We start from the raw sequence: 8,869 nt of genomic DNA on the forward strand, positions 1-8,869 counted from the left end.
TCATGCCTAACCCTCAATCCGTCGATTACCAGGTAACCGACGAGGAAGTCGAGCGTTACCGCGCCCGCGGCTACAACGACGACATGCTCCCCAAGACCGCCGAAAAGCGCAACATGGGGGTCAAGAACTACTTCACCCTGTGGATGGGCTCCGTCCACAACATCCCCAACTACGCTGCGGTGGGCGGATTCCTCTTCCTTGGTCTCTCCCCCATCAACGTTATGTTCGCCCTTGTGGTAAGCGCTGTTCTGGTTGCCGCCTTCATGGTAATCAACGGCGAGGCCGGATCAAAGTACGGCATCCCCTTTGCCATGCACCTGCGTTCGACCTATGGCAACCTGGGCGCTAAGCTCCCCGGCTTTCTGCGTGGCTGCGTCGCCGCCATCGCCTGGTTCGGTCTTCAGACCTACACCGGCTCGCTGGCACTCACCATTATCCTGGGCAAGATCTTCCCCGGTTTCCTAGAGATCGGTGACGGCGCTCAAATCCTGGGTATCGGCATCCCGCAGCTCATCTCATTTACCATCTTTTGGGTCCTCAACGTGGCCATCGGCCTGGGCGGCGGCGGAATCCTCAACAAGTTCACCGCTGTCCTCTCTCCGCTCATCTACGTCGTCGTCATCGGCATGACCGTCTGGGCAATCAGTGCTGCCGGCGGTCTGGGCAACATCCTTGCCTTTAGTCCCCAGGCAGCCGAGGACTTCAACCCCGTGTTCGTCTTCTTGATGATCCTGAACTCCGTCATCGCCGTTTGGGCAGCTCCGGGTGCCAGCGTCTCCGACTTTACGCAGAACGCCACGTCCACCGCTACCCAGCGTCGCGGTCAGACCCTCTCCCTGCTTGTCGCCTACGTGGTCTTTGCCTTCTGCAGCGTCGTCATCCTTATCGGTGCCTCGCTTGCCACCGGCACCCAGCACTGGGACATCACCACGGTCATCGACTCTTGGGATTCCGTCCCCCTCGTCGTCTGCGCCACGGGAGTCTTTTTGCTCACCACCATCTCCACCAACGCCACGGGCAACATCATCCCGGCTGGCTACCAGCTGGCAGCCCTGTTCCCCAAGAAGCTCACCTATCGTAGCGGCGTTGTGATCGCAAGCGTCATCAGCTTTGCCATCATGCCCTGGAAGCTCATGGAAAACTCCAGCTCCATCTATCTGTTCCTGAACACCATCGGCGCTGTACTCGGCCCCGTCGCCGGCGTCATGATCGCCCACTACTACTTTGTCGCCAATCGTCAGATCGACCTCGACGCGCTCTACATGGACATGAACGACCAGGACAAGTCCAACCCCTATCAGGGCGTCAACGTTCCGGCCTACATCGCGACCATCGCGGCGCTCGTTATCTCGCTCTCGGGCCAGTTTATCCCCGCACTCTCGTTTATCTCCGGCGTGTCTTGGTTCGCAGGCTCCATCTCGGCCTTCGTAATCTACCTCGCCATCCGCAAGTTCTCCTCGTCTCAGGCTAACGTCGAGGCCAAGTAAACCAACCGCGCAGGCCTCCACCTGCAGGAGCATCCGCTCCACCCCATCTTCAACCTCGCCAGGGATGCGTTGCTGGCGCGCAAACAACGCATCCCTGTAAAGGTCCTTTCCACAACGTCTGTTAAGAATGCAGACACCCTACCTAAGGGAGGAACAATGTACGACCTCGTAATTAAAGGCGGTACCGTCATCCTCGAAGACGGCGAGACCGTAACCGACGTCGCCGTAACCGATGGCAAGATCGCCGCTATCGGCGCCGATCTTGAGGGCACCGAGACCATCGATGCCACCGGCCTCGTTGTGAGCCCGGGCATGATCGACGGTCACGCTCACATCACCGACCCCGGCGGCGGTTATCGCGACGGCTGGGAGGGCTACCTCACCGGCACCGCCGCGTGCGCCAAGGGCGGCATCACCTCTATCGTCGAGATGCCCCTCAACCAGGTTCCCGCCACCACCAACGGCGAGCGCCTCGCTATCAAGGAGGCCGCCGGCGCCGGTAAGCTCCGCGTCGATGTCGCTTCCCTGGGCGGCCTGACCCCCTACAACCTCGACGGCGGCATTCAGGAGCTCGCCGACGGTGGCGTCGTGGGCTACAAGGCATTCGTCGCCAGCTGCGGCGACCGCACCATCCCCGACAACGGCGACTTTGAGGACGTCGACGACTACTCGCTGTGGGAGGGCATGCGCCAGATCGCCAAGACCGGCAAGGTGCTCGACGTTCACTGCGAGAACGCCCCCATCACCAACAAGCTCGGCGCACTCGCCAAGGCCGCTGGTAAGGGCAAGGTCTCTGACTACGTTGCCACCCGTCCCCCGTTCACCGAGGCCGAGGCTGTCCGTCGCGTGATCTTCTTTGCCAAGCAGACCGGCTGCCGCGTCAACATCTGTCACTGCACCTGCAAGGAGGCCGTGGCCGAGGTTATCGCCGCTCAGCAGGAGGGCTACGACATCACCTGCGAGACCTGCCCGCACTACCTGTACTTCACGACCGACGAGCTCGACGCCATCGGCAACATCACCAAGTGCTCTCCCCCGATCCGCGACAAGGCCCAGCAGGACGCCCTGTGGAAGCTGCTCGCCGACGGCGCCATCTCCATGGTCGTCTCCGACCACTCTCCCTGCACGCCCGACCTCAAGGCTCCCGAGAACGCCTTTGACGCCTGGGGCGGCATCTCCGGCATCCAGAACTGCATGGATGTCATGTACGATGAGATGGTCCAGAAGCGCGGTATGAGCGCCGCTCTGTTCGCCAAGGTCATGTCCACCAACGTCGCCGACCGCTTTGGCCTGGCCGACAAGGGTCGCATCGAGGTTGGCAAGGACGCCGACTTCTGCCTGATCGAGCCCAACAGCCCCTACACGCTGCAGGCTGAGGATCTTGAGTACAAGAACAAGATCACGCCGTATATCGGCCGTACCATCGGCTGCCAGGTCGCCCGCACCATCCTTCGCGGCGAGACCACCTATGCAAAGGGCGAGGGCGTCTGCAAGGACTTCCCCGGCAAGTTTGTCAAATAGCGCCCACACGCTTTAAAACGGGGCCCGCTCACCTTTGAGTGTCGGGCCCTTCACCTGTTCCATCGACCGTAAGGGGTTTCATCCCATGACCAACAGCGTGCAGCAAAAGCAAGACACGTACTGGAAGCGCATCGTCGCCATCCTCACCGCAGGATGGATCGTCATCTGGATTTACCGCTGCGCCCTCACGCCGGTTTATTCCGTTCTCTCTGAGTACTTTGGCGGAGCATCCGACGCAGCCCTCGGCAGTATCTCGAGCTTTTACTTTCTCGGTTACGTCATCATGCAGATCCCTTCCGGTCTGCTTGTTGACCGTTTTGGACAAAAGCGCGTCATCCTTCCCGGATTTACGCTCTTTGCCATCGGCGCCGCCGTCGTAAGCGCCTCAACCACCCTTCCCGTCCTCTATGCAGGATCGGTTCTCGCGGGCCTTGGTTGCGGAACGTTCTACGGCTGCGCCTACTCGCTCACGGCCGAAAATGTTCCGGCCGAGCGCAAGAGCCTTTCCACCGCCATCGTCAACTCCGGCATGGCCATCGGCTCGGGCCTGGGCCTCATCAGCGCTTCTGCGCTCGTGGGCTCCGGCGCCCTCCCCTGGCAGACCATGACCATCATTGCCTTGGTGCTCGCCCTCGTTATGGTGTTCGTCTTTAGCCGCACCGTTCGCTCGAGCAAGGAGGCCGCCGCTCATCAGACCGAAGGCGCCCCTGCCGCGACCGGCAAGACCGACATCAAGGCCCTCTTTAAGCCGCAGATGATCGCTGCGTACGTGCTGTACTTCTCCACCATGTATGCGTACTACCTCATCGACACCTGGTTGCCCAACTTCCTCGAGACCGAGCGTGGCTTCGAGGGCACGGCAATCGGCATCGCGAGCTCGCTCGTGTTCTTCGCCGCCATCCCCGGCGCTCTGCTCTTTAGCCGCCTGGCCGACAAGCTCCCCGAGCGCAAGGTGACCATCATCATCGCGCTCGAGCTCATCGCCGCCGCCATGCTCACCTTTATGATCAACACCGGCGACCAGACGCTCCTCATCATCGGCATCGTGGCCTATGGCTTCTTTGGCAAGCTCGCCGTCGAGCCCATTATCATCGCGTGGCTTTCGGGCTTCGCCTCGGGCGGATCGGTGGCAACCATGTACGGCGTGTTCAACTTCTTTGGCATGACGTCCTCGGTTATCGCTCCTGCCGTGACTGGAGCCATCTCCGACGCCACCGGATCCAAGATTCTGGGCTTCTACCTGGCAGTTGCCATCATCCTGGTCGGCACGCTCCTGTTCTTCCTGGTTGACAGGATGACGAAGGCCAAGGCCGCCAAGGCCGAGCAGGCCGCTTAAGGCTCACCCAACCCCGACTATCCCCGTGCGGGCAGCGCAAAGCCCGCCCGCACGCACTTCTCACCATTTACCTATACCGCCCAAAAGAAAGGAAACAATCATGGGCTACCGTAACGACAACACTGGCTATCGCGACGACATTCTGCAGAACCGCTCCGTCGTCAAGCGCAACTGGGCCGTCATCGAGCCCGACGGCTGCGTTAAGAACGTCATCCCCGGCTTCGAGAACTGCGACGTCACCATCCTGGGTTCGCCCAAGCTCGGCGGCACCTTCGCCGACTACCTGCTGACCGTGCATGAGGGCGGCAAGAACACCCAGGGCTGGGGCCAGCCGGGCGAGGAGCTCTTCATCTACTTCTTCGACGGCACCGTCGAGGTTTCCGATGGCGAGACCACCCAGACCGTTACCGACGGCGGCTACATCTTCGTCCCCGAGGGCAAGAAGATCTTCTTTGAGAACAAGGGTGATGGCGACGCTCACGGCTTTATGTACAAGCGTCTCTACGACCGCATCGAGGGCCACGAGGCTCACACCGTGATCGGCAACTCCAACGATCTGGAGTGGGTCGACTACGAGGACATGACCGACGTCAAGTGCTGCGACTTCCTGCCCAGCGCCACCGATCTTGGCTTTGACATGAACATCCACATCCTGGCCTTTAAGCCGGGCGCTTGCCACGGCTACGTGGAGACCCACTTCCAGGAGCACGGCGCCTACATCTTCTCCGGCGAGGGCATGTATGTGCTCGAGGACCAGTGGCTGCCCGTCAAGAAGGGTGATTACCTCTACATGGGCGCTTACTGCCCGCAGGCCGCCTACGGTATCGGCCGCGACGAGGACTTCGCCTACATCTACAGCAAGGACTGCAACCGCGACGTCCGTCTCTAAATCACTCCTGGGTTTCGGGGTACTCCTCTCCTCTCTCTCCTAACCACGTGTGAGGTGCCCTACCCGTCTTCAACCTGCCCCGCGGCGCCACGTGCGCCACGGGGCGCTTTTGCACTACCATCTGATGTGACAATGGACTGTCTCCCTGTCACATGCGACCGCAAAGGAGCCCTCATGAACGTATCAGACGCACTGCTGCTTCCCTCCTTCGAGGGCGCCACCGTCATCGCCGGCCGTGCGGGCCTGGATCGCGAGGTCTCCACTGCCATGATCGTCGAGGCTCCCGATATCGAGTCGTGGGGCAAATCCGGCCAGATGCTCATCACGAGCTTCTATGCCTTTGAGAACCTCTCCGCTGACGGGCTCACCTTCTTCTTTGATAAAGCAGATGAGCTTGGCATCGGGGCGATTGTCTTTAAGCCCGAGCGCCTTTTGGCTAAGGCGCCTGCTCAGATCGTCAAGCTTTGCGACAAGCACGATCTTCCGCTCATTCAGATTCCCGCCGACACCAAGTACGAGGGCCTGCTGCTCGACGTGCTCGGCAACTTCCTTGACTCCAACCTGACACTGCTCAACCGTTTTTACGACTTGCACCGTCAAACCATGGACCTGGCCCTGCGCGAGCCTACCGTGCTTGAGATTCTGCTCAAGCTGCGCGGCCTCATCCATGCCGATATCACGTTTTTCGACAGCACCAAGGATCGCCGCACCACCACGAGCCAAGAACTCTCGCGCTTTACCATGCCGCGCTTGACGGAGTTCGACGAAAACCAGTACCGCAGCCATCACTACTTTGACGCCGAGCTCACTTATCCAGAGCTCACGCGCCATGCGACCGCGGTGCTCATCCCCAGCTCCGATGACCAGATTTACTACCTGATCTTGCACGTTAAGGTCGCGCGCCTTTCCCCGCTCGACATCATGGCGGTCGAAAACGTCGTCTCGCTGCTACAGATGGAAATCCTTAAGCAAAACGCCCTCGATCGTAAGATCTTCTTCCAGAACAACAATGTGATGCGCGAGCTGCTCACCGAGCCTTCGCTCGACCCCGAACGCGTCATGAACAGCCTGCAGTCGCTGGGCATTGGTGCCTTCCCCCATTACGAAGCCCTGATGCTCAAGGTCAATCTCGACGACCCCAATGCCATCGATCGTCGCAGCGATATCTTGATTATGGCGCGTCGCCGCCTCAAGATGCTCTATCCCGAGACCGCCTACCTGGAGATGAACGATTCGATCGTCTTTTTGCATAACGTCAAATCGCCCCAGGCCCGCTACGATTCGACTGATATCAAGACGATTATGAAAGATGTCGCCATGGTGCCGGCGCTGCCAGCGTTTTCGTACTTGGGCGCTATCTCGTCGCTTGGAACGTCGTCGAACCTGCCCGACCTGATGCGCGAGGTCACCGAAATCGAGCGCTTCTTTGACGGCGAGCAGTATCACGGCCGCATCATGCGCTTTGAGGATCTGGGCATCTACAAGCTCTTTATGCAGGTAACCGACGCCACCGAGCTCACGCGCTTTATCGACCCGCGCGTGCGCGAGCTCCACGACCGCAGCTTTGAGTTCTTTGAGACCGCCTCGGTCCTGTGCGAGAACAACCTTAACTACCAGGAAACGGCCCGCCAGCTCTTTATGCACCCCAAGACGATCCGCTACCGCTCCGAGCGCATCCAAAAGACGACCGGCCTCGATTTCCACAACCCCGACGATCGTTTGCAGATTGCACTGGGCTCGCGCATCTTCCGTCTGCTCGATAAGGAGAACTAAATGGAACTTGAGATTTGCGCCGGCAAGATCAAGGTTCCGGCAACGGTTCATGCGATTGAGGGATTTTCCAATGGCTGCGCCATCGTCTACTACCACGGCGGCGGCTTTTTGTATGGCGAGCGTGGCGACCTGCCGGAGCCCTATATCGATATGATCACCGCCGCCGGCTATACGCTGGTGGCCGTCGACTATCCCCTCGCGCCCGAGTGGCCGCTCGAGTGCTCCGTAGAGCTTTCGTTCCAGGCACTTAGCCAGCTAATCGAGCACGAGCTTGCCGAGCTTGGCTGCGACCGTTACGTGCTCTTTGGACGCTCGGCAGGAGGCTATTTGGCGCTCAAGATGGCAGCAGAGCTTGCCTCCAAACGCCCCGATTTGCAGCAGCCTGCCGCCATCTGGGACTTCTATGGCTACTGGAACCTTGAGGACCCGTTTGTAAGCACACCGAGCGCCCATTACGCGGCCATGCCCGCCGTAGACACCGCAACGGTTAACGCGCTTACGGGACCTTCTGGCTCCTTGGTGTTTGAGGGCCCCAAGGCCACGAGGTTTTCCCTGTATGTGCATGCGCGCCAGCAGGGATCTTGGGGGCGCATGCTGGGCGTGGACGAGAACAACGCTGCAGCGCTGTCGCAGACGCGCGAGGATCTCGAGCGTCTGCCGCCCGTCTTTATTACCGCCAGCACCGGAGACAACGATGTTCCCCTCAAGCAGTCCAAGTCGCTCATGCGCGCCGCCAAACAGCGCCAGATGCACCAGGTGTACTATCTGGAACACGACTTTGACCGCGACACTGCCAATCCCGTAGGGCGCGAAACTTACCAAGCCGCCCTTGCCTACCTATCCGAAGTACTCGGCTAACAACGAAAGGACCGCATTATGAAAATTGCACTGCTCGAGCCGCTGGGAGTACCCACGCAGACCATCGACGAGCTTGCCACACCGCTCAAGGAAGCTGGCCACGAGTTTGTCTACTTTGACACCAAGACGACCGATCCGGCAGAGCTCGCACGCCGTAGCGAGGGCGCCGAGGTTGTCATGATCGCCAACAACCCCTACCCTGCCGAGGTTGTCGCCGGCGCCGACGCACTCAAGATGATCGCCGTCGCCTTTACCGGCATCGATCACGTGGGGCTTTCCGCCTGCCGCGAGCGCGGTGTTGAGGTGCGCAACTGTGCCGGCTACTCCGACGTGAGCGTGGCCGAGCTTACCCTTGGCCTTACCATCGATGTACTGCGCAAGGTGGGTGCTGCCGATGCCGCCGTTCGCGCCGGCCAGACGAGCGCCGGTCTTGTGGGCACCGAGATCTGCGGCAAGACCGTAGGCATCGTGGGCTGCGGCAAGATCGGCTGCGCCACGGGTCGCCTCTTTAAGGCCTTTGGAGCCCGCGTGCTGGGCTATGCCCGCCACGAGCATCCCGAGGCGGCCGAGGCCGGTATCGAGCAGGTCTCGCTCGAGCAGCTGCTTGCCGAGTCCGATATCGTGAGCCTGCACCTGCCCAATAACGACGCCACGCGCAAGAGCTTTGGTGCCGAGCAGTTCGCTCAGATGAAGGACGGCGCCGTCTTTATCAACTGTGCTCGCGGCGCCATCGTGGACAACGATGCCCTGGCCCAGGCGCTCAACGATGACAAGCTCGCCGGTGCCGGTATCGACGTCTTCGACATGGAGCCGCCGATTCCTGCCGGCTACGCCCTTGTCAACGCCAAGAACTGCATCTTCACGCCGCATGTTGGCTTCCTTACGCACGAGGCCATGCAGCGCCGCGCCAAGATCGAGTTCGACAACGTCCTCGCCTATGTTGAGGGCCGCGCGCAGAACGTCTGCGAGCTGTAACGCATTCTCGATACGAAAAGAGGCGGGGCC

The 8,869-nt window shown here is 60.6% G+C and carries 7 protein-coding genes; all 7 read left to right on the plus strand.

The features are described from left to right. Nucleotides 1-2: 2 nt before the first annotated feature. The 7 genes from DW123_RS02020 (at nucleotide 3) to DW123_RS02050 (ending at nucleotide 8,839) form a co-directional block, all read left to right on the plus strand. On the plus strand, nucleotides 3-1,487 hold the full coding sequence (locus DW123_RS02020) for a putative allantoin permease (protein WP_117743795.1): 1,485 nt from the start codon (nucleotides 3-5) through the stop codon (nucleotides 1,485-1,487). 156 nt (nucleotides 1,488-1,643) lie between these two features. Then, nucleotides 1,644-3,008 carry an allantoinase AllB gene (gene allB, locus DW123_RS02025; protein WP_117743794.1) on the plus strand — a complete coding sequence of 455 codons (1,365 nt, stop codon included), beginning with the start codon at nucleotides 1,644-1,646 and terminating at the stop codon, nucleotides 3,006-3,008. Nucleotides 3,009-3,042: 34 nt separating this feature from the next. Further along, nucleotides 3,043-4,344: an MFS transporter gene (locus tag DW123_RS02030; RefSeq protein ID WP_255413332.1), complete on the plus strand. Its 1,302-nt coding sequence runs from the start codon at nucleotides 3,043-3,045 to the stop codon at nucleotides 4,342-4,344. A 100-nt stretch (nucleotides 4,345-4,444) separates the two neighbouring features. Further along, entirely contained in the window at nucleotides 4,445-5,233 is a 789-nt protein-coding gene (gene allE, locus DW123_RS02035) for a (S)-ureidoglycine aminohydrolase (protein ID WP_117743792.1), read from the plus strand. Nucleotides 5,234-5,407: 174 nt separating this feature from the next. Further along, nucleotides 5,408-7,006 (plus strand): PucR family transcriptional regulator, encoded by a 1,599-nt coding sequence (locus DW123_RS02040; RefSeq protein WP_158553184.1) that lies wholly within the window; start codon nucleotides 5,408-5,410, stop codon nucleotides 7,004-7,006. Beyond that, entirely contained in the window at nucleotides 7,007-7,864 is an 858-nt protein-coding gene (locus tag DW123_RS02045; RefSeq protein WP_117743790.1) for an alpha/beta hydrolase, read from the plus strand. An 18-nt stretch (nucleotides 7,865-7,882) separates the two neighbouring features. Further along, a complete protein-coding gene (locus DW123_RS02050; RefSeq protein WP_117743789.1) occupies nucleotides 7,883-8,839 on the plus strand; it encodes a 2-hydroxyacid dehydrogenase in 957 nt (318 codons plus the stop codon). Nucleotides 8,840-8,869: the final 30 nt, after the last annotated feature.

Source organism: Collinsella sp. AM10-26, assembly GCF_003472525.1.
Classification (GTDB): Bacteria; Actinomycetota; Coriobacteriia; order Coriobacteriales; family Coriobacteriaceae; genus Collinsella.

What these genes read in the sequence shown, in the direction of transcription:
- allB (WP_117743794.1), top strand. Translation starts at nt 1,644, where the DNA reads ATGTACGACCTCGTAATTAAAGGCGGTACCGTCATCCTCGAAGACGGC.
- DW123_RS02040 (WP_158553184.1), top strand. Translation starts at nt 5,408, where the DNA reads ATGAACGTATCAGACGCACTGCTGCTTCCCTCCTTCGAGGGCGCCACC.
- DW123_RS02020 (WP_117743795.1), top strand. Translation starts at nt 3, where the DNA reads ATGCCTAACCCTCAATCCGTCGATTACCAGGTAACCGACGAGGAAGTC.
- DW123_RS02050 (WP_117743789.1), top strand. Translation starts at nt 7,883, where the DNA reads ATGAAAATTGCACTGCTCGAGCCGCTGGGAGTACCCACGCAGACCATC.
- DW123_RS02045 (WP_117743790.1), top strand. Translation starts at nt 7,007, where the DNA reads ATGGAACTTGAGATTTGCGCCGGCAAGATCAAGGTTCCGGCAACGGTT.
- allE (WP_117743792.1), top strand. Translation starts at nt 4,445, where the DNA reads ATGGGCTACCGTAACGACAACACTGGCTATCGCGACGACATTCTGCAG.